At 56.8% G+C, this 24,869-nt stretch carries 24 protein-coding genes and 1 tRNA gene; 12 read left to right on the top strand and 13 right to left on the bottom strand.

What is annotated here, in order from left to right; all coding sequences use genetic code 11:
• Positions 1-73 precede the first annotated feature (73 nt).
• Positions 74-1,327: an arsenic transporter gene (locus tag M1D87_RS03515; protein WP_123085795.1), complete on the top strand. Its 1,254-nt coding sequence runs from the start codon at positions 74-76 to the stop codon at positions 1,325-1,327.
• 185 nt (positions 1,328-1,512) lie between these two features.
• On the opposite strand, the gene M1D87_RS03510 is transcribed toward M1D87_RS03515, so the two are convergent.
• Positions 1,513-2,403 carry a LysR family transcriptional regulator gene (locus tag M1D87_RS03510; RefSeq protein WP_123085796.1) on the bottom strand — a complete coding sequence of 297 codons (891 nt, stop codon included), beginning with the start codon at positions 2,401-2,403 and terminating at the stop codon, positions 1,513-1,515.
• Between the two features lie 109 nt (positions 2,404-2,512).
• Here M1D87_RS03510 and M1D87_RS03505 point away from each other — a divergent pair, with 109 nt between their 5' ends.
• A complete protein-coding gene (locus M1D87_RS03505) occupies positions 2,513-4,051 on the top strand; it encodes an MFS transporter (protein ID WP_123085797.1) in 1,539 nt (512 codons plus the stop codon).
• Positions 4,052-4,709: 658 nt separating this feature from the next.
• On the opposite strand, the gene M1D87_RS03500 is transcribed toward M1D87_RS03505, so the two are convergent.
• The 3 genes from M1D87_RS03500 to M1D87_RS03490 all read right to left on the bottom strand — a co-directional run bounded on the left by M1D87_RS03500 (position 4,710) and on the right by M1D87_RS03490 (position 7,330).
• The gene (locus M1D87_RS03500) at positions 4,710-4,937 is read right to left on the bottom strand and encodes a hypothetical protein (RefSeq protein ID WP_015268870.1); all 228 of its coding nucleotides are present in this window, start codon (positions 4,935-4,937) and stop codon (positions 4,710-4,712) included.
• Between the two features lie 1,262 nt (positions 4,938-6,199).
• Entirely contained in the window at positions 6,200-6,505 is a 306-nt protein-coding gene (locus M1D87_RS03495) for a hypothetical protein (RefSeq protein ID WP_461241463.1), read from the bottom strand.
• 180 nt (positions 6,506-6,685) lie between these two features.
• Positions 6,686-7,330, bottom strand: coding sequence for a PIN domain-containing protein (locus M1D87_RS03490; RefSeq protein ID WP_183673597.1), 645 nt, complete (start codon positions 7,328-7,330; stop codon positions 6,686-6,688).
• Positions 7,331-7,813: 483 nt separating this feature from the next.
• On the opposite strand from M1D87_RS03490, the gene M1D87_RS03485 reads away from it, so the two are divergent.
• Together M1D87_RS03485 and M1D87_RS03480 are read left to right on the top strand one after the other, a co-directional pair.
• Positions 7,814-9,130 (top strand): hypothetical protein, encoded by a 1,317-nt coding sequence (locus M1D87_RS03485; protein ID WP_421091787.1) that lies wholly within the window; start codon positions 7,814-7,816, stop codon positions 9,128-9,130.
• A gap of 114 nt (positions 9,131-9,244) precedes the next feature.
• Complete coding sequence (locus tag M1D87_RS03480) at positions 9,245-9,859, top strand: hypothetical protein (protein WP_183673601.1); 615 nt, start codon at positions 9,245-9,247, stop codon at positions 9,857-9,859.
• Between the two features lie 298 nt (positions 9,860-10,157).
• Here M1D87_RS03480 and M1D87_RS03475 read toward each other — a convergent pair whose 3' ends face one another.
• The 8 genes from M1D87_RS03475 to M1D87_RS03440 all read right to left on the bottom strand — a co-directional run bounded on the left by M1D87_RS03475 (position 10,158) and on the right by M1D87_RS03440 (position 17,988).
• Positions 10,158-10,757 carry a hypothetical protein gene (locus M1D87_RS03475; protein WP_183673603.1) on the bottom strand — a complete coding sequence of 200 codons (600 nt, stop codon included), beginning with the start codon at positions 10,755-10,757 and terminating at the stop codon, positions 10,158-10,160.
• Between the two features lie 628 nt (positions 10,758-11,385).
• Entirely contained in the window at positions 11,386-12,069 is a 684-nt protein-coding gene (locus tag M1D87_RS03470; RefSeq protein ID WP_183673605.1) for a hypothetical protein, read from the bottom strand.
• Positions 12,070-12,150: 81 nt separating this feature from the next.
• The gene (locus M1D87_RS03465; RefSeq protein ID WP_421091789.1) at positions 12,151-13,005 is read right to left on the bottom strand and encodes a hypothetical protein; all 855 of its coding nucleotides are present in this window, start codon (positions 13,003-13,005) and stop codon (positions 12,151-12,153) included.
• 168 nt (positions 13,006-13,173) lie between these two features.
• Complete coding sequence (locus M1D87_RS03460; protein WP_183673610.1) at positions 13,174-13,449, bottom strand: hypothetical protein; 276 nt, start codon at positions 13,447-13,449, stop codon at positions 13,174-13,176.
• On the bottom strand, positions 13,446-14,426 hold the full coding sequence (locus M1D87_RS03455; protein WP_247847722.1) for an integrase domain-containing protein: 981 nt from the start codon (positions 14,424-14,426) through the stop codon (positions 13,446-13,448). The genes M1D87_RS03460 and M1D87_RS03455 overlap by 4 nt, the downstream gene beginning before the upstream one ends.
• Before the next feature lie 794 nt (positions 14,427-15,220).
• Positions 15,221-16,753 carry a hypothetical protein gene (locus M1D87_RS03450; protein ID WP_247846877.1) on the bottom strand — a complete coding sequence of 511 codons (1,533 nt, stop codon included), beginning with the start codon at positions 16,751-16,753 and terminating at the stop codon, positions 15,221-15,223.
• 677 nt (positions 16,754-17,430) lie between these two features.
• Positions 17,431-17,506 (bottom strand) — tRNA-Thr (locus M1D87_RS03445).
• A gap of 71 nt (positions 17,507-17,577) precedes the next feature.
• Positions 17,578-17,988, bottom strand: a complete 411-nt coding sequence (locus tag M1D87_RS03440; RefSeq protein WP_123085805.1) for a pilin — start codon at positions 17,986-17,988, stop codon at positions 17,578-17,580.
• A 216-nt stretch (positions 17,989-18,204) separates the two neighbouring features.
• Here M1D87_RS03440 and M1D87_RS03435 point away from each other — a divergent pair, with 216 nt between their 5' ends.
• Genes M1D87_RS03435 through yacG form a run of 4 tightly spaced genes read left to right on the top strand, consistent with a single transcriptional unit; the run spans position 18,205 to position 21,102 of the window.
• Positions 18,205-19,413: a type II secretion system F family protein gene (locus M1D87_RS03435; protein ID WP_123085806.1), complete on the top strand. Its 1,209-nt coding sequence runs from the start codon at positions 18,205-18,207 to the stop codon at positions 19,411-19,413.
• Positions 19,414-19,415: 2 nt separating this feature from the next.
• Positions 19,416-20,282 carry a prepilin peptidase gene (locus tag M1D87_RS03430; RefSeq protein ID WP_123085807.1) on the top strand — a complete coding sequence of 289 codons (867 nt, stop codon included), beginning with the start codon at positions 19,416-19,418 and terminating at the stop codon, positions 20,280-20,282.
• Positions 20,282-20,905 carry a dephospho-CoA kinase gene (gene coaE / locus M1D87_RS03425; RefSeq protein ID WP_100413056.1) on the top strand — a complete coding sequence of 208 codons (624 nt, stop codon included), beginning with the start codon at positions 20,282-20,284 and terminating at the stop codon, positions 20,903-20,905. The genes M1D87_RS03430 and coaE overlap by 1 nt, the downstream gene beginning before the upstream one ends.
• Positions 20,902-21,102: a DNA gyrase inhibitor YacG gene (gene yacG / locus M1D87_RS03420; protein WP_003260624.1), complete on the top strand. Its 201-nt coding sequence runs from the start codon at positions 20,902-20,904 to the stop codon at positions 21,100-21,102. The genes coaE and yacG overlap by 4 nt, the downstream gene beginning before the upstream one ends.
• 135 nt (positions 21,103-21,237) lie before the next feature.
• Here the strand turns inward: yacG and M1D87_RS03415 are convergent, their stop codons facing one another.
• Positions 21,238-21,945 carry an energy-coupling factor ABC transporter permease gene (locus M1D87_RS03415; RefSeq protein WP_123085808.1) on the bottom strand — a complete coding sequence of 236 codons (708 nt, stop codon included), beginning with the start codon at positions 21,943-21,945 and terminating at the stop codon, positions 21,238-21,240.
• 86 nt (positions 21,946-22,031) lie between these two features.
• Between M1D87_RS03415 and M1D87_RS03410 the strand changes: the two genes are divergently transcribed.
• The 4 genes from M1D87_RS03410 (at position 22,032) to M1D87_RS03395 (ending at position 24,835) form a co-directional block, all read left to right on the top strand.
• Positions 22,032-22,463: a hypothetical protein gene (locus tag M1D87_RS03410; RefSeq protein ID WP_015268860.1), complete on the top strand. Its 432-nt coding sequence runs from the start codon at positions 22,032-22,034 to the stop codon at positions 22,461-22,463.
• 55 nt (positions 22,464-22,518) lie between these two features.
• Positions 22,519-23,148, top strand: coding sequence for a DUF1780 domain-containing protein (locus M1D87_RS03405; protein WP_013970766.1), 630 nt, complete (start codon positions 22,519-22,521; stop codon positions 23,146-23,148).
• 133 nt (positions 23,149-23,281) lie between these two features.
• Positions 23,282-23,455, top strand: a complete 174-nt coding sequence (locus tag M1D87_RS03400; protein ID WP_013970765.1) for a DUF3094 family protein — start codon at positions 23,282-23,284, stop codon at positions 23,453-23,455.
• 84 nt (positions 23,456-23,539) lie between these two features.
• The gene (locus M1D87_RS03395; protein ID WP_003260618.1) at positions 23,540-24,835 is read left to right on the top strand and encodes an NAD(P)/FAD-dependent oxidoreductase; all 1,296 of its coding nucleotides are present in this window, start codon (positions 23,540-23,542) and stop codon (positions 24,833-24,835) included.
• Positions 24,836-24,869 lie beyond the last annotated feature (34 nt).

The following is a 24,869-nucleotide window of genomic DNA, read 5'->3' as shown; positions in this document are numbered from 1 at the left end:
GCTGCACGCCATCCACCAAAGGCTGGCACCCGGCCAAGCCGCGCCAACTCATTCATTCACCTGAGTAAACTGCATGCCTGTATTTGATCCATCCTCGCTCATCTGGGCCGTCGCCGCCGTTGCGACCGGTGGGGTAATCCTGCGCCCCTGGCGGGTGCCGGAATATGTCTGGGCAGTCGGCGCCGCTGTATTGCTGACCGCGTTTGGCCTGGTGCCACTACCCACGGCCCTCGGCGCTGTCGCCGAGGGTGGCGATGTTTACCTGTTTCTGATCGGTATGATGGTGCTGGCCGAACTGGCACGCCAGGAAGGGTTGTTCGACTGGCTGGCCATGTACGCGGTGCAGCATGCCCGGGGCTCCGGTCAGCGCCTGTTCCACCTGGTATTCCTGGTGGGGGTACTGGTAACGGTGTTCCTCTCCAACGATGCCACGGCGGTGGTGCTTACCCCAGCGGTGTATGCCGCATGCAGGGCGGCCAAGGCCGAGCCGCTGCCCTATCTGTTCATCTGTGCCTTCATCGCCAATGCCGCCAGCTTTGTGCTGCCCATTTCCAACCCGGCCAACCTGGTAGTGTTCGGCAGCCAGATGCCGCCGTTGCTGGATTGGCTGCGGCAGTTCACCTTGCCGTCGCTTGCGGCCATCGGCCTGACCTACCTGGTGCTGCGGCTGGCCCAACGCAAACAGATACGCCAACCCCTGGCAACGACTATCGAAATGCAACCGCTGTCCAGCGGTGCACGCTTGTGCGCGCTGGGTATCGTGCTGACAGGCGCCCTGTTGCTGCTGACCTCCGCCCTGGACCGGCAACTCGGCTTGCCCACCTTCTGCGCCGGCATCGCCACGGCCGGGCTGATCCACCTGCGCCAACGGCGCAACCCGATGCCGGTGCTCAAAGGTGTGGCATGGGGCGTACTGCCGTTGGTCGCGGGCCTGTTCGTGCTGGTGGAAGCGGTGGCACAGACGGGTGTGATCGAGCACCTGGCCCATGGTTTGGCCGCGCTGGCGCGCAGCTCCGAGACCCAGGCGAGCTGGGGCGCCGGCGTGGTCGCGGCTATCGCCGGCAACCTGATGAACAACCTGCCGACCGGCCTGATCGCAGGTTCCGTTGGCCATATTGTCGATTTACCCGCGAAAACCACTGCGGCGCTGCTGATTGGCGTCGACCTCGGGCCGAACCTGTCGATTACCGGCTCCCTGGCCACTTTGCTCTGGCTGGTTGCCGTTCGCCGTGAAGGCGAACACGTCGGTGCCTTGGACTTCCTGCGCCTGGGGGCGCTGGTAATGCCGCCTGCCTTGATCGGGGCGTTGGGGTTGCTTCATTTGTGAAGCGCTCGCAAGCGGTACGCGTACCGTGTGGGAGCGGGCGTGCCCGCGAAGAATCCAACGCGATGCCTGGCACCGGCTGCGCCGGTGTTCGCGGCGGTTCGACGCCTCGACACACCCGCTCCCACAAGGTCACTGCCAACTCAATGAGTTATGTGTTGTGGAGATCGTTGGAGGCGCCGGGCAACTTACGCCTTGAACAAACGCTCGGCGATGAAGTCGACGAACACTCGGATCTTCGGCGACAGGTGGCGGCTCGATTGCCACAGCGCCCAGAACTGGCCCTGGTCGGAGGTATGCGCATCAAGCAGGCTTTCCAGGGCGCCAGCCCTGACCGATTCACGTACCAGAAAGTCCGGCATGTAGGCGATACCATGGCCGTCCACCGCAGCCATCAGCATTGCCTCCATGTTGTTCAGCGTCAGCACCGTGGGTAAGCGCAACTGGGTAATCTCGGGATCGGCACCGAGGCTCCAGTCCATGATCTTGCCGGTCGTGACAAAGCGATAGCGCAGGCAGTCGTGTCGCTCCAGGTCGGCTAGCGTCTGGGGCCGCCCCTTGCGTGCCAGGTAGGTAGGCGCTGCGCACAGGACAAAGCGGAACGGCCCGAGCTTGCGCGACATCAATTTTGAATCGGCTAGCCCACCACTGCGGATCACCACATCGAAGCCATCGTCGATCAGGTCGACCAGGTGGTCGTTGAAGTCCATTTCCAGTTCGATTTCAGGGTATGCCTTGCGAAAAGCCGGCATCAACGGCAGCAGAAAACGGTAGCCGATGGTCGGGAGGCTGACCCGCAAGCGACCACGCGGGGCCTGTATCGCATGGGACAGCATGGCCTCCGCATCCTGGAGGTCGTCGAGAATGCGCCGGCAGCGCTCATAGAACAGCTGGCCTTCCGCCGTCAGGCTGACCTTGCGCGTGCTGCGCTGGAACAGCCGCACCTTCAACGAACTCTCCAGGCGGGCAACGTTCTTGCCGACCGCCGATGCGGAAATACCCATCGCCCGTGCCGCGCTGACAAAGCTCAACGACTCGGCGGTTTTCACGAAGGCGAGGATGCCGTTCAGGCTTTCCATGGCATTACTTCCTTTTTGTCCATTATGAGTGGAGTTCCAGCCTGTTTATCCATAATTGCGGCCAATATAGATTTAACGCGCACGGTGCTACAACAGGAGGGATAGCGCAATGGATCAGGCTACTGACCACACCCCGCACGCGGGCCGTTACCATGTTCTGGCAGCCATCTGCCTGGCCGCCCTGGTGCTGCCGCTGAGTTTCACCGGTGGCGCCGTGGCCACGCCGGCCATCGGCAAGGCCTTCGATGCCGAGCCGTCCTCGCTTACCTGGATCACCAACGCCTTCATGCTCAGTTTCGGCAGCCTGCTGATGGCAGCCGGAACCCTGTCGGACATTTACGGGCGAAAGCGCCTGTTCACGCTGGGCCTGGCCCTGTTCGTCATCGTCAGCATCCTGCTGGCGAGCGTCTACAGCATCGTCTGGCTTGATGCCCTGCGGGCGGTGCAAGGCGTTGCCGCCGCCGCTGCCCTGGCCAGTGGCTCCGCTGCCTTGGCCCAAGAGTTCGAGGACCAGGCCCGCACGCGCGCTTTCAGCCTGCTTGGCACCACGTTCGGGCTGGGCCTGGCGTTCGGGCCGATGGTCAGCGGCCTGCTGATCGAACAGTTCGGCTGGCGCTCGATCTTCGTCAGCACTGCGGTCCTTGCTGCGATCTCGCTGCTGGCGGCGTTGTCACGGATGCGCGAAAGTTTTAACCCCGAAGCGCCCAAGCTGGACTTGCCCGGTGTGCTTGCCTTCTCGAGCATGCTCGCACTGTTTACCACTGCGATCATCCTGGGGCCGCAGGCCGGCTGGCGCTCCCCGCTGATCCTGGGCCTGTTCGGCGGCGCGGCACTGAGCTTGCTGGCGTTCGTGACCATCGAGCTGCGCGCCAGGCAGCCGATGCTCGAGCTGAGCCTGCTGAAATACCCGCGCTTTGTCGGGGTGCAGATTCTGCCGATCGGCACCTGTTATTGCTACATCGTGCTGATCGTACTGCTTCCGTTTCGCTTGATCGGCGTAGAAGGCATCGCCCCGATGCACAGCGGCCTGATCATGCTGGCACTGTCGGCGCCGATGCTGGTGGTCCCGCTGCTGGCCGCCTGGTTGACCCGCTGGGTAAGTGCTGGCGTGCTGTCGGCTGCAGGCTTCCTGGTGGCGGCCGCGGGGTTGTACCTGTTGGCCCATGCCGCTATTGGCGATTACCAGCAACTGGTGCTGGCAATGCTGGTGATTGGTATCGGCACCGGTTTCCCTTGGGGCCTGATGGACGGGCTGGCGGTTAGCGTGATCCCCAAAGAACAAGCAGGCATGGCCACCGGCATCTTCAACACCACCCGGGTAGCGGGCGAAGGTGTCGCCCTGGCGATCACCATCGCCCTGCTCACCGCGTTGGTAGGTAACAGTCTTGGGCGCGTACTGCCTGCCGGCGATTACAGCGAACTGGCGCAGCGCCTGGTGATGGGCGACCTGGGCCAGGTTCAGGGCGTCGATCCGTTGCTGCTGCAGGCCGCGTATCTGGACGGCTTCGGCACCTTGGTGCTGGTGCTGATCGGGTTCACCGTGTTGTCGGCTGGAGCGGCGTTCTTCTTGCTTGGTCAAGACGAGCAGGCAAGGCGTGCCAAAGCGCCTCACAGCAGCCTGCCAGCCTCCGATTCTGTGCGGGGCTGACGACGGCATGGCGATTACACGCAACAACGGGATCTTGCCTAACGCTCAGGGGCCTGGCCGCTTCGCTCCATGACCTTCCCACACCGCTCACTGGCCAGACGGCTGATGATCCGGATCGCCTCATGGATACCGGCAGTGTTACGAAAACTCAGGCGCGGGTTGTGTTCGCACTCCAGCATTTCGCCGTGCTGGAGGGACTAGCGCGGTCCCTGTAGGAGCTGGCTTGCCTGCGAAGGGCTGCGCAGCAGCCCCATAACCCTACCCGACAGGAATAAACCACCAGGAGGCCATTAGCAGAAGGCCAGCCGCAAGCGTGATATCCGGCCCGCCGCTCATCAATGATCCTGCCTAACTAACAGGGCCCTGCCCGTTTCGCTCCATCACCTTCCCACACTGCTCACTGGCCAAACGGCTGATGATCCGGATCGCCTGATGGATACCGGCCGTGTTGCGAAAGCTCAGGTGGGGGTTGTGTTCGCATTCCAGCATTTCGTCGTGCTGGAGGGACTAGCGCGGTCCCTGTAGGAGCTAGCTTGCCTGCGAAGGGCTGCGCAGCAGCCCCATAACCCTACCCGACAGGAATACACCACCAGAAAGCCTTTAGCAGAGGACCAGCCGCAAGGGTGTTATCCGGCCCGCCGCTCATCAATGATCCTGCCTAACTAACAGGGTCCTGGCCGTTTCGCTCCATCACCTTCCCACACTGCTCACTGGCCAAACGGCTGATGATCCGGATCGCCTGATGGATACCGGCCGTGTTACGAAAACTCAGGTGTGGGTTGTGTTCGCACTCCAGCATTTCGTCGTGCTGGACCAGGGCTTCGCCTAACAGTTCGAGGGTCCAGGCGTAGCTTTGGATGGTGGATAGGCGTTCTTGGTCAGTCATGGCGTGCCTCCGATTGGGCGGAGACGGAGCGGGATTGGCTGGAGGTGAAGTAACTGAGCGTCGTCCAGGAATAAAGGTGGAGAACGGATGCGAGGATCTTGAGTGGACTTGAGGTAGACATGCATGCGGTCCTTTTCGGTTGAAGCACCACGCTGACCGTCGCCAAACGGTTAGGGTGGCAGCTGTACGCAGGTTGGCGAACCGAGGAAAAGGAACTCGGCAGACCCGAAGGTCTCCCACGCACAGCCGCCATTACACGAAACTGCGGACGCAAAAAAAGCGCCTGCAATCGTGGTCGGGGCGCCGTTGCGCCTTTTCGTTCGGGTCGCCAAACCCGGTCGCGGAATTGGCCGCGACTGGAGCAAGGTATCGCTGAGGGGGCGCTAATGCAAGGTTCTCCATTGTATGAATATTCGCGGAAAATTGTAGGCAAAAGTCAGCTAGGGGAGCGAGCCGTAGCTAGAGGACCTGAAACACGACAACTCATTCTGGTGCGGAGACAGACGGACGGTTGTTGGACGTGAGGGCCCGCTTTCGCGGGTCTGGAATTTGGTGGATTTTTTGATGTACCTCATAGGGTGTCTATAAACAAACCAGCTGGTTATGGCTTTCTGTGGAATCGAATCAGGAATTGCGGAGGCTCCTCCCACCCACTTTAAATGGTACGTAAGGAACGGCAGAAACCGACCCATAGCGGCCCTTCAGGACGGACTGCTAAGGGCCACAAGACGCGGTTCGTAGTTGTATAGAAAAGCTAAGATTGTTCAAGTATATGGTATCTTGTTTGCGCTCGATCAAGGCGGGGTTTGGCCATCGCTAAAATTAAGCTCGCTTAAAGCATAACTCATTAAAGCGTTGCCGAGACCGCTAGAGAATTAATATCCTCATTGCGAGGAGATAGGAATAGATATTTGAAAAATAGCTCCCTCGGTGCACATACTTTAATTTCTAACTTTTTATCCTGCAATAGTCTCTTGCACTCACTGATGATTTCTTTTGTTGTATTGTGAAGCTCCCTTAAATCGATGAGGGAAGTAAAGTCAGACATGCTATCATGATAGATCCCGTCCCATTGTTTCTTTGGTGGTGTATAGATTTTTTTGCTGTTCTTGATCATGCGAAAAAAAACTTTTGTTTCGGTTCGACTATTGATGCAGGTTAGACTTCCGTTATGCAGAAGGCCGTGACGCAATGTCACTATGGCCTCTAGGTCGTCAGGCGACTTAAAGTTTGAGTAGCTATCAAACGCTTTTTTTATTCCGTTATTGTAATGGCTTTTTATCGGTGCGCTGGTATAGGCTACCAATTTGGTCCAGCATGGCAAAGCAGGCTAGCAGTGGGACATACTGTTCTGTACGGGCGTTATTAAACGCTGCGTTTACTGCTTCGTTCAAGTCGTAAATGTTGCTTGAGATATTCCCGTCAGTCAGGCAGTGCCATTTGCGATTTATATCCAGATGAATATTTGCCAGCTCTTCCGTGCTGAGTTGAGAGGTTGACTTTGCTCTATAGCAATCACTTATTTCACCCGAGTTTGACATCTTGAAATCAGCAAATCCATTAATCACTTAAAAGTCCTATATTTTATGGAGTGTTACGTGAACTACTTTTGATTTGCTAGCAGCCATTATGCTTAAAATTTTAGCTGCTAGCTGAGTGTTCCGAAGGGCAGCCGCCCCATAGCCGTCGGTCATTGAGAGCAATTCACGATGTCTGGGGTTAGCTTTCTAGCTCTTTTCACTACATTCTTAAGACCGGTATTGCAGGCCAAGCATTCTGCACATGTCGTCCTGGTATTTCTCAAAGCTTCTCCATTCTATGAGGGCTGTTACATTGCCCGCATAGCTTGTGAGACTTGGATTGTTCAAGTCGAAAGCTGGATCAAGTGCGGAGCAACTATATCCATGTTCTGAGGCCAGATTCGCGAAAACGCTTGCGCTAGCTTTTCGAAGCTGGGGGTCATTGAAGTGAGTATGCTGATTTCGAGCTGCGTACACTATGAGTCCTAAAGGAGTGCTTCGCACTACACGTCCGACACAGAACTTCGCTAAAGACGGAGGGATTTTTGCTGTCCAAGCTTCCAGCACCTGCGTGTTCTCTGAATAAATTTCTAAACCCTTTTCTGCGATTTGCAGTATCGCTCCGCATATAGTGTCGAGAGCAAAAGTCTCAGCTCGAAAAGCTCGCTGGGCAGCTTTCGCTTCCTCTAACGCATCCGCATTCTCTATGCGCCAGGCAGCATACTGGGCATCTTGCTCTGGCCCGTAGGGTAGTCCCGAGACGAAAATGGGCTTTATACCCGCTCTTAAATTTTCGAGGTAACCATCCACAGCCTTGAATAAAAGTCGTACGGCGCTTTCTGTTCTTTCGAGATACTCTTCTGCATGTTTCATTCAGCAACCACTGTCTTGGCCAAAATTTAGTTGAATTTTCTGCGGTCCAAGTGTACTGGAAGCCGATAGCTGTTTGGATGAGTTCTAGAATTTTGGTCGAGACGCAGCGAGTTTCCTGCGTAACTCAATGTCGTAGCTGGTACATTTGGGTCCGCTTGGCGTCGCGCTGACATCCCTGGGCGCAGAGGTTGGGGCCCGCAGTGCCGTTTTTTGCCTCTTACGGAAGGTCGCTTAGGGTCGAAAGCAGCCGGTCACGACTGACCGTAATCGACCCAAACCTGTCCGTCCTGGCGAATCGTGGGTGCAGTGAAATCGGCATCTACCAAGGTGTAAGCTGCATCGCGGCCTGGATGTCGAAGACCCGCAGGGCGAGACCGCTCACGTATACTTAGGTCGCCGGACGCATTCGATGAAAGTACTACGATCATGAACCAGTGCCCTACGCTATCCTTGCAGCTCACTTTAAAATAGCAGGCCGTATTGATGGAAATGCATCCGAAGACGCGAAGAGCTGCTGATAGCGATATTGCTACGTTGTTCCGAACGAAGGAACTGATGCCAGCGCCCAAAGCACTCAAGGAATTTGAGGTAATGGAAAGGCTGTACCGAGAGATCGTAACTCCCAGCGGTGGCCAGGTATATCTCTCCAACAAAGCGAATACAAGTTTTCTGCGCTTGGTGGAAATCGTAGAAATACATCTACCAAGTCGTGACTTGGTTTTGCCTGATGATATTTATCAAACATGCAAACTGGTGTTAGGGCGTATGTATGAACAGGAAACGCCCCTAAAGGATATCGATACCTTTCTGTGCGCAGTGGATGCTGCTATTCAAAGCGATATTGCTACCCGTGTATTTTACACGACTCTCGATGGTTTGAGGCTTGTCGGTGTCAACCAGGTGAGAGTCGGTAAATTGACTGTGCAAACTCCAGATCTAGCAATTCTTCAGAATTGTGTTGCCTACGAATCCATGATTGACGGTGCGTGGGGACGAATGAAAAGCGGGCTCTGGGTTTCTGCTGAGATCACGGGAAGTAGAAAATACGCAGAAAAGCAATTTTTCAAAGACGTCAAAGCTGCGTGCGGTTTACTAGCCGTCACTTTGACAACCGTTCTGGAAAAAGGTGGCTACGCTGTCCGCTTGACGCCCAGCATGGATGGTAGAATTAGGCCGAGCGCGGCGACGTGGTTTTCGATTGAGACCTCATCTCATGAACTATGCACAAGCTCATCTATGCGAGGGTTCCAATCAATCGACCTAGATGATGCTCTCGTCAAGCAATTACACGAGTCCGAATGGTTCGTTGAATTAGCTGAAATCATCCAGCGGAATAGTGGGACTGACGCGGAACACGCAGTGCGTCGCGCCATCTATTGGTTCTTCGATGCACAGACAGACACATCAGAAGAGATGCAACTGGTAAAGTTTTGGAGTTGTATTGAGTGCTTTTTTTCCTTCGAAAACTCGGGCGAGACCACAAATAAAATCAAGCGTGGATTGACCGCGCTGCTGACATTTGGAAGCTACGGCTTTGCAAGCTTAGATAAATGGAAAGAACTTGAAAAGGAGATCGACACACTTTATGAGTTGCGTTCCAGAGCAGTGCATGACGCAAGTCATAGCCATGTATCGGAGCGCGATATAATTACAATAAGCAAATGGGCAGCTTGGGTCATATTGGAAATTACTGGACTCATCTCGATTGGTTATGAAACCAGGGCTCAAATCAAAGTGCAAACAGATCGCTTAGCTGCAATGCTTCAAAAAGCTGAGTGCCGGCGTGATGCCCTTGACTGAAAGTCTCTCACCGCTGCTTGTCGTTAGCGGTCTTCAGCCAGAGCCTGCTATCGGCCAGGAGCAGACATCGAATGATCTAGAATACCTAGAGCTATCCGTGCTGGAGGAAAACCTATGCCCTTACTTCATAGATACGACTCACTGCTGCTCAAGAAAAGCGTTACGTTGTCGCAACCCTATTCACACCGACTGAGTCAAAGTTTAGCACTAAAGCTTCAACTGCTGTCATCTCTTAGACGGATAAATAAATTCTCGGTGCTAGATGAAATTGCACTACTAGAGAGAACACCAACTAGCCGCTCTACAGGAACCAAAGCAGCTGAAAAATTTAGAGGGCCTATTCTAGGTAGGTTCTGGCATAAGCATTATTGCGATTCAAGACATTTGGCGCAGAACTTTCAAAATAAGTGGTTTGGTGATTACGCACTTAAACACGGCCTATTCAAGGAAAAGCTCCGAGAAATCTTTATGGCTGAAGAGGACGATGCTGACATTGAAAGATATCGCGTTGTTATGGCCAATCGAATATCACATTCAGTTGTTTATGAGGGGATCGAGTCAAGACGAAAGAGGGGAGCACTTACGGGTGAGTGGCTTGTTTATTACATTCATGACGGGCTTAACTATTACCTGGATTTAGCTGACCATTCAGAAATTAAAAACCCTGAAAAATTGTTCGACCGCTTGAAGGACGGATCTGAATGGGAATTTCCATTCGCATTCGAATGAATCGCCTCTGGTTCGATAAATACTTGAGCGACAGTTCTTGGCCGAAAGCTGCCGGTCACGAGGGAACGCTAACGTCTCTCAAATGCCACTGATGAAGAGCAGCTATAGGTCAAGAAGTATCAGTCGCCGACATCGGGTACAGCATCTGGTTGAAACGCTCGCAGAGACGTCGATTCGCACTGCAAAAGCTGGGTCGAAATGCCTCAGGGGCCACAGTTCTGCGGGGCTCCGAGGTGGTGGAGCCCTCTATTATCAGGAATTAATGTCAACGCCCCACCATCAATACCGGAAGTATTATTTAACGGTGAGATATATAGTCTGAATATATACCTCCAAGCTCATGAAGCTGGTCAACTTTCTCACGAGTAAGCTTGGATTGCTTTTCATCTAAAATCGACGCAGCCTGAAGGCCTAAGAAAAAGCCATTCAAGTTTGGCAAAGAAGCATCACGCCCCATTCGGCTCTTAAATGATACAAGCAGATTATAGAAGAGTTTAACTGCCGCGGAATCGTGATTTTCACCCAGGTAGCCTTTGACCTCATCTAGGATCTCATTGGCCAGATCATTGAACGCAGTTTCATAGCGCAACGTTTCAGCGCGCCGCTTTTCAATACTACTCGGACGCTCAGAATGCATTTCGTAAAGAGGAATTAATTCCTCACTAGGCAGGATCGCAGTTAGCCCTCGAATAATTATGGATTTCTTCCACTCTTTTGGTAAGTCCGGAAGATGAGAGTAAAAATCAATAACTCCTTCTGGATAGAATCGCCGTGACCCATTATTCTTGCCAACAACCCCTACAGTTTTTCCGTGCAAATTAACCCATCCATCTATGATCCTGTAACCCTGAAGAGTCGGATGATCAAATAGATAAATTTTGTCCTTCTGCATTTCCATAAAATCTTCTTCCATAACTGAAGGATGGCTTCCACCGCACTTGCAGTGACACGACGTGCCAGAACGCAGGAGTCCGTTGCGGCCTCACTCACTAATTATCAGAACGAAAAACTTTTATCAACCCCGTACTCAACGACCTCACTCCTTGCGGGCGCACTTGCTCCATGCTCAAGAAGCGCACGCTTGATAAGGATTACTCAAGATATCTATAGGGCACATCAGCGGCTTGATCGGTGATTTCCCCCAAGACTTCTAGATACATCCAAGTGACATTTTCCAGCTGAACGCGGCCCGTGTCTAAGGTCCGCCATGGGTCGGTGGCGGCCACTCGCGTCAAATCCGTGCATAAAAAACCCGGTAATTGGCTGGGCTCACGACGGTGAACGCTATGAGGTGAACCTATGCCAGAGCTACTTCTTCGCGACTACTGCCTACCTCAAGCGAGAGCGGCGTACGGTCAATCTTTTAGAGGAGAATCAACGGGCAAAACTTTAAATCTCATTGCATACCTACGTTGGAACTTATGTTTCCGCATATAAATCAAGCTTTAAATTCCTGCACCCGCACCAGCGATGGATTTGGCGTCAATAATTAACTAGTACTACTAGGCGATTTGCTGAATGACAGGTTAAGCATCGGAGGGCAGGTCCTTCCAGCGTTGAAGCCATGATGTGAAATCAAAATCATCCCTGTAGCCAACGATTGCAGTCGCAGTGTCAACTATAAGTCGATCAAGATCCTCAATAACATCTCTGCCCGTTAGAACACCAACAATGGTGCCCCCTGTTCCTGGGCCGCTTGGCTCGTGCTTCGCCCAATGGAACTTATATCGCTCACGAACGTACTGACGAAAATAGGCACTAGCCCCACCTGAACCAAAGTGCTTGTGTGAATAGAACTCTGCCAATCTAAGCCAAAAGAATTCATAGAAGTCCACAAGATCATAGGAAGCCTTCCTCATTTCGATGGTTACGCCTGTGCCCCAACCTGATTGTGCGTTTGCATAGGCCAGCATCTTAATGTTTGGCAAACCATCAAAGAGGCGTAGATCGCTAGGGTCATCGAACGATCTTCTTATATAATCATCTGGAAGCGAGTCCTTCACCTCGGCTGGAACTTGACTTTCTGCGAGCTGATCCTTTCGCCGGTGTAGAAGCACTGCGACAATAGCAAGTACAGTTGCCGTAGCAGCTGACCCAAGCGCAAAGGGGTAGTCTTTAACTGATATAAAATACCAAAGCGCCCCAGTTGCAAAAATCCCGGAGCCCCACCAAGTTATCTGAATAAGCCATTCAGGTACGGTGCGATTCATTATTCCTCACAGTGACTATCAAAAAACAAAGACTTCAGTTAACCAGCCTATCAAAGGCCTGTCTGTATAGCATTGACTTAACTATTGAAATGACTCTCCCAGAGCACTCGCAATATCTGACGCTTGAACGTGCAGACCATACATCGAGCTCGACTTATTTTTGATCTTTCGGATTCTTCGCCCCACCACCACCGGATTTGTCACCCGTAGTTCATGGCGATCTTTCAGAAGCCCCGCATTGATTGACCGAAAGATCCAATTTGGCCGCAACTGACCAGCAACGCAAGTGTCAATTTCTTCAAGGCACACCCTGACGAGCTTGACCAACGTAATCGTCTCACTCGGAGAAAAGGTTGTTGGCGATTTTTCTCCGAAATTCAGACCTGGGATGGCTGAGCGCGCCTCCCAGAATTGCTGAAGACGTGATGCGTCGTGCTTCAGGAGCTTCGAATACTCGGTCGAAAGCTCAGTGGCTCCGTGGATTACGTGGTTTCGCCTTAATCTCAGATATTTGACCGTCCTCAGTAATGAGGGCTCTATTGGCACATTATGCGTCAGCAAATACTGATTCAAGGTCTCATCAATGGGATCAGCCAGCTTAATGGGAGTTTCAGCTATATCTCCCCAGTGCTGTAAAGCAGCCTCAATGAAGAGGAGCAGTTGTTCGACTGCAAATGCGAAGCTCACTCCCAGTGAAGTATTGAGCTGAGCATCACGAAATGACAACAGGCGTGTCATAGGAATGTGTATTCGATCAGCGAACTCGTTGCTTGGGAACACTTCGCTCGTGAATTCAGTCGGACGCAACGCAGCTAGCTCCTGCCAACGAGCAGCGACATCTTCGTGCATAAACAGGGTGAGGCACAATTGGTCGTTGACGCTCGCTAACGCTCGCATGTGAACGTTGCGAAGGGGCGTTTTGGTCGGTAGCGACATTCAGAGTTCTCTTAAATCTTGGATGGTGGCTGGCTTTAGGCTGTCACGAATCGGCAGAGAACTCCCAAGGCTAGAGTCGTAGATTTCAATCGCCCCTGGTTTCGTGGCGCCTCGAACGGCCGCAAAGGGACGATTACGTTCAGTCGTGCCTATCAAGAGCAGTATCCCTCAGAGATTGAACACCCATGCTTTTTGCAAACGACGGGCGAGTAGCCGCACAGTCAGCAGATAGTAATACCGCGTCGCCTCGCTGTGTGCATTTAGGCGATGCTCAAGAAACCAATCCACATGCTTTTTCTGCCAAGCCCAAGGCGTCTGTCGCTGCCAGCGCTCTGAGATTTCTGCTTGGATGAATCTAGCCTGCCGCAAATGGCGTTGTTGTGTGGAGTGCGATCCGGTCAGCACGCCAGCCAAGAACAACTCCATATCGAATGGCTTGTTCATGTCCGCCCTCCAATGTACGCCGCGACCACGTCGATCCGACCGTGCCCAAGCTCGTAACTGATTCGCCTCCGAGCCTTGTGATCAAGCTTCCTATCTACCTGGCAACATTGGCCACCATTGATTGGCGCGGGGTGTTGGGTGATCTGCTCATAGCGCTCACATGCGAACGCTGCACGGAGCTCATGGAAGCCTCTGAGGTTGTATGCATGCAGGATGGCACGCGCAGGGCGAACGACTTCTTGCAGAACATTCAGATAGCTTTCGTGTGGCGCAATCAGGTTGCGGCTACCCGCAGGCGAAACCTGCCGTGCCGACTCGAGCGCACCTTGAACATGGTCGTTCACTGCGATCCAACGGGGCGCCGTCGCGCCGGTGCGACCGCCTTTGGTGCCATCCTGGATGTTGATCCTGCCTAGGTCGTTAGCCTCACGGCTCAGCCGTGGCAAGTCGGCTAGGATGGCCTCACGCAAGCGCATGCCGGTGGCTCGCGCCAACAGAACGATTGCAGCGGCCCGTTGCTGATGATCGCGGCAAAGTACATCGACAATCTGCTTAACCTGTTTGCGGTCTTGGCCCTGTGGCACCGAGTGTCGAATTCCGCTGCGCTGCGTACCCAACGCCTTGCTCGGACTTGGCAGTTTCACATGCTGATCACCGCGAAGCGCTGCCATGGTCCTGTTAACGCTGGATAATCGGTTTTGCGCGGTGCTGACGGCGAGATCACCGCTCTTAACAATGCCGCGCAGATACGCCGCGTAGTCGGCCAATACCTTTCGATCAATCTGCCGCGCATCATTGATACCGGGCCCCTGTTCGGAGCGGCTCCACTTTACGAATGCCCGCCACCGATCACAGTGCGCCTTGACCGTGCCGTAGTGGCCGCCACCAAACATGTCTTTCAGGGCCTGCGGCCCTGCGTAGCTCAATTGCCTGCCGTAGCCAAAATTACGACCGTCGCGCCTACCTACCAATGCCATGTCGATCACCCCATCTTCCGATCTCCAATTCTCGCCCCACGTCATCCCGCCAAGAATGCTGAGTGTTATCAGGGATAAAGGCCCCTGCGACCTGTGGGGATGTCCTTTAACGCGGGACTGGCGGCTCCTTACGACCGGGAGCACGGGCATCTCATGATCTGGCCTCCTGAACACCTTTACCGGTGGGCGGGTGGAGGCAGCACTGGCTGACGAGACCAGCGCCTGAAGATCCTGAGCCATGTGCAAGCAGCAATGCGATGACCGGGGCATGCCTGACTGTCAGTCAGGTGCAGTCCATTCCTGGCCCTGCGGCACCATCATCTACATGGCTGTTGCTGGTGACATCGGCATTTGTCACGCCGATTGTCACGAGGGGGAATGCCGCAAAGCTAGGTGCGATCAGGGCTGCAGCAGTGGTAGGAGCGCCCGTCTCTTCTCCAGAAGAAAGAAACGGGCGCAGGTTGGCGCAATAGTTGGCCAAGCGGATAAGTTACTGCAGGGCAACGAGGTAAGAAAATCGTATCTCGGACGAGGCCCATGAGTGGAATTGGACCTCAATCACAGGAGTAGTGGCTGCGCATACTGCCAGATGTTCAACGCACTTGAGATGAACCACCACCCATAATGACGTGGCGTTGAGGACTGATGCCACAGTGGTACCAACGAACCGTTTCAAGGGTTTTCATACACAGCCTAAGTGGAACCAATCAACTGTTTTTACGAGACGCGGCATCCAGCCGCTGCCTTCGTAGTGTCAAATAGCATCAGACCAACAAAGATTGTTGACCTAATTATCAGCTCCTTGCCGCCCTTCTCAACCGCACCAGCCCAAGAATGGCCTCGCTCAAGCTGATCGCGCCCTTGTTGCTTTGGGTCAGTACCACATCCACCGTGGTTCCGTCACCCTTGGCCATCGTGAGCTTTTTATTCAACAGTCCGCTGATAGTAACGTCTGCGATATCAGCAAGCGCCACGTGGTGTGACTCCTTGAATTGCAGGTGTACATACACGTACTCAAGATCAACCAATACGCCCTTGTCGCCAGCACCGAACACCGTGTCGTCAAAGAAGAACACAACCTCGTCCTTGGCAATGTTCAGCGCGTTTTTGGATTCGAAGGCTAGGATCTTCTTCGCCGGCAAGTCCGGTGCCACGTAGAACTTGTGGTCGGCATTGGACTTGAAACCTTGGGCGGCAGTCGCCACCGTCAACCCGCTACCGCTGTGTTTCGCTGCGCCCTGTAGTGCCGGCGTAGCAGCAGATGGCGCGCTTGCCTGAGCCTCGCGCGCCACTATTTTCTCAACGACTCGCTCACAGTGTTCATCGAAACGTTCATAACAGATGAACTGCGCATAACGCTCGATGTCCGGGCGACTGGCGTTGAAACTTTCCACCGTACTGAGGTCGCACTGACGCAATTTCTCCTGGATCAGCGCTTGCTTTTCCTTGAGCAGGTCGCCCATGCCGAAGTATTCCACAACACCATCGAGCCGCCCTTGATCACCACCGAACTTGCGAAGCAGGATCGGGTAGATCCGCTCGTTGTAGGGATAAACACTGATCGCCTTGATCGCCGACGGAAGCACGGAATCGTCGGGAATCAGGCCTTTTTCAATATTCTCGGTTATCGCTTGGGACTTTCTAATCTCGTCCTTCGAGTAGCTATGCAACTTCCCGGGCGAATCGGCATTGATGGCGTCGAGCGTCGCCAGGTAGGCTGCATTGACGATATTGCTGGCACCGTCTGCGAAAGACTTGACCGTTGCCGGGCTCTTGAAAATCTCGTTTTTCTTGAACGAGTCGCCGAGTGCGCTGACCCCTTTGGCCATCAGGTTGAATACACCATGACCAATATTGGAAATCAGGTTTTTCGCGTCGGCATCGTATACCGCCTTCTCTGAACCGTAGCCCACCCATTGGCGGCGACCACGGCGGCGATTGGTACGATGCGCATCCAGCTCAGCAGAGCGTTCGACGATGGCCTCGTATTGCTCGGCCAATACGCCGAAGTCATCATCCCATGAGTCGTAGCGCTGCATGAACGCGTCATAGAAACCTTCTTCGTCAAGATCGTAGATCCCGTGGGCCACAGTGAGTTTGATGCTCTGACCTATTGCCTGAGTGCGGATCTCGTCTGCCAGATCGTCGCCGCCTTCATAGAGGCTATCCAGGTTGGAAAACAGATCGTAAAAGCCGGCATTGATTTTCCGCGACCACGTCGAGGCAATCGTCGAGAATGCTTGCCTGACCAGGTTTGTATCAAGCTTGCTCTGCGGTGTTTCGAGAACGTGGCCGTAGAGTTCGATCTTCTGAATGCTGGCATCCATTGCGTTTCACCGTTCCAGGGTCGCGGGTAGAAGTAGGGTAGTAGGTAGTTTTATCAAAGGTGAGCACAGCCTTCGATGAGTATGGCACAAGGCCATCTAATACTACCTCTATTACTTTCCGTTTTCGACAGCAACTAATAGTCGCTAACCGGCGCTATGACCTATACCCCTGTGGAATTGGGTTTATCCGAGAAGAAAGCAACTCAGTGGATGGCACCGCGTTGGATTCTTCGCGGCTAAAGCCGCTCCCACAGAGTACGCGGATTGCCTGCAATTTCAGTTATCTACGCGACAGCGCAGCCCAAAGGGGGCCATCTCCCGAAGGGTATGCAGTGGATCTACGGGTTGTGTGATGACTAGGCGGGGTCAGCAGCTGAAGATCATGATGAAAAGCTTGCCCATCTGAAAATATCTCTAACCGGTGAAAGCACTATCTTAAAAAATTTCGCCGAACACCCCGAAAACACTGAGCGAAAGCCAAATGCCAGTCACCCATTATCTTGAAACCCGTGCAACCGGAAGTGAAAAGCAGCTAACCATTCACTCAGTCGAGATGCTGAGCCGAAGGTAGCCTGATCGGCCACAGGCAGAATGTGGCAGAAACAAAAATGCCCGCACAAGGCGGGCATTTTTGGAGGGGCCGAAACCAGGAAAACCTGCATCGTGCCAACAAGATCTGGTGCCGGAGACAGGAATCGAACCTGCGACCTTCGCGTTACGAGTGCGCTGCTCTACCGACTGAGCTACACCGGCGTGTAGCGCAACGTACCACTGCTCGCACCCGTTACGCAAACCCCTGTTTCCGCTAGTTTATTGCCCCACCCTCAAGGCGCCTTGCACCCCGTCGGCGCCAGGTCTTCCTCGATGTCGGTCGTACACGCCCACCCGCTAGCCGAACGCGTCAGGGTCAATGCCTTGCCCAGCGCATTGGCCGGCGCATCCACCAGCGTACAAACGATGCTCCCAGTGCCATCCGCCGCCTTGCCGCTAGCCGTGATCGCACAGTGCGCCGTCGCCGGCTGGCCACCCAGCGCGGCCACATCCGGCACATCCTTCCCGTCATTCAACCGCAGGTCCATCGCCGTCTTCAGCGCGCTGATCTCCAGCAACCCGGCCGCGGCCTTGGAGCGTGACTGGTGGTTGGTGTACATCGGTAAGGCGATGGTCGCCAGAATGCCGATGATCGCGACGACGATCATCAGTTCGATCAGGGTGATACCGCGTTGCCCTTTCATGAACGTTTTCCTTTTTGATACGCGTACTCGTTGAGGTCAGGCTCGACCCCGGCTGGCAGCGGCGCAGTAGGCCTGAACAGACACCTTTTGTCACCCCTGCCCGCTCGGGCGTCGTCTTCGCTGAACTACTCTAGTGAGCATCTCGGACGCACGCCCTTGCATGGGCGCGGCAAGCTGTTTCCAGGCTTGTCGCACGGGCAGAAAAAGGACCTTCGCATGACCCAATCCACACTCCTCTACACCTGGCACGGCACCGACGCCAAAGGCGCGCCGGTCAGCGGGCAAACGTCCGGGCGCAGCCCGGCTTATGTGCGTGCCGGGCTTATCCGGCAGGGCATCAAGGTGGCCAGTTTGCGGCCTGCCGGTGGGCTGACGTTCAGTTTGCCGAAACGGCGGGCAAAGGCCGACCCGGCGGGGTTCAGCCGGCAGCTGGCGACCTTGCTCAAGGCCGGGGTGCCGCTGCTGCAGGCGTTCGAGGTGATGGGGCGCAGTGGCTGTGATGCGGCGCAGGCGGCATTGCTGGATAGATTGAAACAGGATGTGGCCTCGGGCTTGGGGCTGGCGGATGCATTGCAGCGCCACCCGGGCTGGTTCGATGCGCTGTACTGCAACTTGGTACGGGTGGGTGAGCAGTCCGGCACGCTCGACCGGCAGCTGGAACAGTTGGCGGGCATGTTGGAGCAGCGTCGGGCGCTGCACAAGAAGGTGCGCAAGGCGATGATCTACCCGTTGCTGCTGTTGCTGACGGGGTTGGGGGTGTCGGCGATCCTGTTGCTGGAGGTGATTCCGAAATTCGAGGGCATGTTCTCTGGCATGGGCGTGGCGTTGCCGGCATTTACCCAATGGGTGATCGACTTGTCCACAGGGCTGAGCCGCTTTGCGCCGCTGTTGCTGGTGATGGGCGTGGTGCTGGGTTTTGCCATGCGCCAGCTCTACCGGCAGCACGCGCCAGCACGCCTGTGGATATCTCGCCGGGTGCTGGGTTTGCCGGTGTTCGGCACGCTGCTGGGGCAGGCGGCGCTGGCGCGCTTTGCGCGCAGCTTGGCAACGTCCTACTCCGCCGGGGTGCCGTTACTGGATGCGCTGGGCACGGTGGCCAGGGTCAGTGGCGGCGACCTGCATGAACAGGCGGTGTTGCGGCTGCGCCAGGGCATGGCCAATGGGCAGGGGCTGCACCAGGCGATGGCCGCTGAGCCGCTGTTTCCGCCGCTGCTGGTGCAACTGACGGCCATCGGGGAATCCAGCGGCACGCTGGACCAGATGCTGGAAAAAGCCGCCAGCCATTACGAGGAACAGGTCAGCCAGGCGCTGGACCAGTTGACCAGCCTGCTGGAGCCGGCCATCGTGCTGGTCCTGGGCCTGCTGGTGGGCGGCCTGGTGGTGGCGATGTACCTGCCGATCTTCCAGTTGGGTAGCTTGATCTGAACATGACTTTATGGACTTTGCTGGCTGAGCAGCCGGCGTACTTTCTCACCCTGGCCACGGTGCTCGGCCTGCTGGTGGGCAGTTTTCTCAATGTGCTGGTGTACCGCCTGCCGATCATGCTGGAGCGGCAATGGCAGCGTGAGGCGCAGGAAATGCTGGAGTTGCCGATCACGCCGCACGAGCGTTTCGACCTGTGGCTACCCGCCTCGCGCTGCCCGCATTGTGCGCATCGGATTCGCGCATGGGAGAACATTCCGGTCATCAGCTACCTGGCCTTGCGCGGGCGTTGTTCAGCCTGCAAGACCCGCATCAGCCCGCGCTACCCGTTGGTGGAGGTGGCCAGCGCGCTGCTGTCGCTAGTGGTGGCCTGGCGCTTTGGTGTTTCGCCCGAGGCCTTGCTGGCGCTGCCGCTGACCTGGTGCCTGCTGGCCCTGAGCCTGATCGATGCCGAGCACCAGTTGCTACCGGATGCGCTGGTGCTGCCGATGCTGTGGCTGGGGCTGATCGTCAACGCCTTCGGCCTCTACGTCCCGCTGACCAGCGCACTGTGGGGCGCGGTGGCCGGGTACCTCAGCCTGTGGACGGTGTACTGGGTGTTCAAGCTGGTTACCGGCAAGGAAGGCATGGGCTATGGCGACTTCAAGCTTATGGCGCTGATCGGGGCCTGGGGTGGCTGGCAGGTGTTGCCGTTGACCCTGCTGTTGTCGTCGGTGGTCGGGGCGCTGGCTGGGCTGTGCCTGTTGCGCTTGCGCCGGCATGCGATGGGCACGGCGATCCCGTTTGGCCCCTATCTGGCGATTGCGGGGTGGATTGCCGTGCTCTGGGGTGATGAAATATACGCCTCATACACAAACCTGCTTGGATTCTGATGACCACTGCGGCCTTTACCCCCTGGATTCTCGGCCTGACCGGCGGCATTGGTAGCGGCAAGAGCGCCGCTGCCGAGCGTTTCGTCGAGCTTGGCGTGCATCTGGTCGATGCCGACCAGGCGGCGCGCTGGGTGGTCGAGCCTGGCCGCCCGGCCCTGGCCAGCATCGTCGAGCGCTTTGGCGCCGGCGTACTGCAGGCGGACGGCCAACTCGATCGTTCGGCACTGCGCCAGCTGATATTCGCCGACCCGGCACAGCGCAAATGGCTGGAGCAATTGCTGCACCCGCTGATCGGGCAGGAGATTTTCAGCTACCTGGCCAAGGCGGAGTCGCCGTATGCCGTGTATGTGTCGCCGCTACTGATCGAGTCGGGCCAGTACCAGAAAACCCAACGGGTGCTGGTGATCGATGCGCCGCAGGAGCTGCAGGTGGCGCGTACCCTGGCGCGTGACAACACCAGTGCCGAGCAGGTGCAGGCCATTCTCAAGGCCCAGCTGGCCCGCGAGGAGCGCCTGCGCCATGCCGATGATGTGGTGGTCAATGACGGCGACCTGGCCGCGCTGCATCAGCAGATTGACCGCCTGCACCACTTTTACCTGACTTTACGAGGAGGCCAGCCATGAGCCAGCCATTGACCGTCGATTGCCCGACCTGTGGCGCACCTGTGGAATGGAACGAGAAAAGCCCGTTCCGGCCATTCTGTTCGGACCGTTGCAAGCTGATCGACCTGGGGGCCTGGGCGGCGGAGGAGCACAAGATTCCGGGGGCGGAAGAGTCCGAGGATGAGCTGTACTCGGGGGATTTGGAGCCGCGGCATTGATCCGATAGCAAGGCGTCCTTCAGGGCCCTTTCGCGGGTGAACCCGCTCCTACAGAGACCTCACGGCTTTCAAGGCTGGTGCAATACCTGTGGGAGCGGGTTTACCCGCGAAAGGGCCAGTACAGCCGCCACAAAATCACCGCTCATCCTCCTTCCAGGGCGCCTGCAGATACCGCGTGCGGTTGAAGGTTTCCAGCCACTCCGGGCAAAACACCACCAACGCACTGATCACCGTGCCGTTGATGAACGCTTCGGGGAACATCATCAGCCACAGGTAGCCGACAAAATCGCTGAGCCACTCCGGCATGGCGAAGCGCCCGTCCAGCCACAACAGCCCCAGCGCGGTCGACAGGCAGGCCAGCACGGTCAGTGCCGCCGGGAAGAACCCTGAACAGAAGATATACACAAACAGGTTCCGCGGCTGGGCGCGCTCGACCCCTATCGCGCACGCCTCGGCGATCAGCACCGGCAGGCCAACCAGCAACAAGCCATTCACCCCCAGCGCCGCCAGGTCCTGACGCCCCAGCACCAGCAAACCGAGCTGGGCCATGAACCCGCCCAGCACTGCCAGTGGCCAGTCCAGCAACAGGGTTACCGCCGTCATGCCTATGAAGTGGTACGACACACCGGTATCGAAATCGCGCCGCACCAACCACAAGGCAAACAGGCAGAACACCGTGCCAAACAGCAGATGCTGGCGGCGCCGGTCGGTGAACAGCTCAACCCAGCGTACCTGGCTGACCGCCCAGATCAGCAACGGCACATATCCCAGCCAGCCAAGCGTAAGGGTGGTGCCCGACAACACCTGCGCGCTGATCACCTGACCAATTCCCCTTGCAGCCATGTGGATAAATCCGAGTCTACACCCATTCTCCGTTTCATTCGGTTGCGCTAGGCTGGCAGCCTCACTCGATGCAGGAAGCATTGCTCATGCCGGAAGGAATCAACCTCGCCCTGCTGCTGGCAGCAGCGCTCAACGCCATCATCGGCGTACTTCACCTGGTCATCATCGCCGTCGGGCCGCGCTGGTACCGTTTGTTCGGGGCCGGCGAGCGCATGGCCGTGGCCGCCGAGAACGGCCGCTGGTACCCAGGGCTGATCACCGCAGCCATCGCCTGCGTGCTGCTGGCCTGGTCGGGGTATGCGCTGTCAGCTGCCGGGGCCATCGGGCGGTTGCCCTTGCTGCTGCCGGCCATCTGCCTGATCACCTTGGTGTACCTGGCGCGCGGCCTGCTGGGGCCGATATTGCTGGCGGGTACCGGGCGCTCGCGGCGTTTCATCGTGGTCAGTTCGCTGATCTGCCTGGGGTTTGGCCTGGTGCACCTGCTTGGGGTGGTGCAGCAATGGCCAATACTGGGCTGATTTCTGCGCACAAACAGCATCTTATCGTCATCGATTAGCAGCTAAGCTTGTCTGCATGGATGACTCAGACTACCTGCGCCTGCTTACCATCCAGGCGGAACAAGCCAATGCCTTTCTCTCCAACGCCCGCAAGTGGGAGCGGGAGCGTTGGGTGTGCCAACGCCTGTTGCAGGGGCTGAACATCCCCTACCGCAGCGAGGACTTCACCCCGGCCGGGCAAGAACCGCCAGACGTGCTGTTCCGCGACGCGGCGTTCGAGGTGTTTTTCGTGCTCGACGAGGGCCGCAGGCTCAACGATGAATGGCGCGAAGAACTGCAGCGCCGGCGCAGTGCGTTTTCCCTGGCGCAACTGGTGCGCCGCGAAGCGCGCCCGCGGCGCATCAGTGCCACCGAGCTGCTGGGGCGGCTGGCGCCGACCTTGCGCAAGAAGGCGCACAACTACCGGGAACGCGGGCTGGAACTGAACGAGCTGGATATCATTGCCTTCGCCAGCCTCAAGCGCGAAGTGCTCGACCTCAATACCCATTTCCCGCCGCCCACCGAATATCTGCGCCAGGGCTGGCGCTCGCTGTCACTGGTCGGGCCGACATTTGCCCGGGTGCTGTTCGCCCACCCCGATGCGCCGGACTTCCTGCGCGGCAACCTGGGCCGCAGCATTGTGTTCGACGTGGGCATCAGTCTTTGATCCACTGCAGCGAGTGTTTGCGATGGCGTACACTCGGCGCCGGAGATAGAAAGCCTTATCATTTGTTTCAAGCGCTTGCGTGAACGCTGTAGCGTTTACGCAGTCCCAAACGTCTACCTGACGAGGCCCTACCATGACCAGCCGCCTGAATCCGGAAGATCAGCGTCGTGTCGATGAGTATCTGCGAGCCCCCCAGCACCAAGTCGAGCGCAGGCCCTTCCGGCCGTGGCTGCTCCTTGTGCTGGTGGTGGCCGTGACCATCGGGTTGGGTCTCATCAGCCGCCTGCTAAGTGGACTGGTGCTATGAGCTGCTTCGCGCTCGCCCTCCCCTCGTGCAGTTTGCGGCCGGCCCCCGGGGCCACGAATTCCGTAAACCTTATGAGATATCCCCATGACTCATCGCATCGTGATTGTCGGCGGCGGCGCCGGCGGCCTGGAACTGGCGACCCGCCTGGGTAAAAGCCTTGGCAAGCGCAAGCAGGCCGAGATCACCCTGGTCGACGCCAACCTCACGCACATCTGGAAGCCTCTGCTGCACGAAGTGGCCGCCGGCTCGCTGAACTCCTCGGAAGACGAACTGAACTACGTGGCCCAGGCCAAGTGGAACCACTTCAACTTCCAGTTGGGGCGCATGAGCGGCCTGGACCGTGAGGGCAAACAGATTCAACTGGCCGCCACCCTCGACGAAGAGGGCCGCGAGCTGCTGCCTGCGCGCACCTTGGGCTACGACACCCTGGTCATTGCCGTAGGTTCCAACACCAACGACTTCGGCACCTTGGGCGCGGCGCAGCACTGCCTGTTCCTCGACACCCGCAAGCAGGCCGAGCGTTTCCACCAGCAGTTGCTCAACCACTACCTGCGTGCCCATGCCGGTGATGTGGCGAGCGAGAAGATCAGCGTGGCCATCGTCGGCGCCGGTGCCACCGGTGTGGAACTGGCAGCCGAGCTGCATCACGCGGCCCACGAACTGGCGGCCTATGGCCTGGACCGCATCCAGCCCAAGGACATGCACATCACCATTATCGAGGCCGGCCCGCGCGTACTACCGGCGCTGCCAGAGCGCATCAGCGTGCCGGTGCACAAGACCCTGGAAAAGCTCGGGGTGAAGGTGATGACCAATGCCGCCGTCAGTGAAGTGACCGAGGATGGCCTGAAAACCAAAGACGGTGAAGTGATCCAGGCCAGTTTGAAAGTGTGGGCGGCTGGTATCCGTGCGCCGGCGTTCCTCAAGGACATCGATGGCCTGGAAACCAACCGCATCAACCAGCTGGTGGTGCGCCCTACCCTGCAGACCACGCGCGATGACAACATCTTTGCCTTCGGTGACTGCGCGGCCTGCCCGCAACCGGGTAGCGACCGCAACGTGCCGCCACGTGCCCAGGCGGCGCACCAGCAGGCTTCGATGCTGGCGCAGAGTTTGAAGGCGCGGCTGGAGAACAAGGCGCTGCCGACCTATGAGTACAAGGACTACGGTTCGCTGGTGTCGCTGTCGCGCTTCTCGGCGGTGGGCAACCTGATGGGTAACCTGATGGGCAGCGTGAAGCTGGAGGGCTGGCTGGCGCGGATGTTCTACGTGTCGCTGTACCGGATGCACCAGATGGCGTTGTACGGGTTCTTCCGTACGGCGTTGATGATGCTGGGTAGCAAGATTGGCCGGGGTACCGAGCCGCGCCTGAAATTGCACTGACAGGCACTTGCTCCTACAGGCACGGCACTGCCCT

Source organism: Pseudomonas sp. SA233 (genome assembly GCF_054792385.1).
This window is presented reverse-complemented; position numbering and strand designations above follow the sequence as displayed.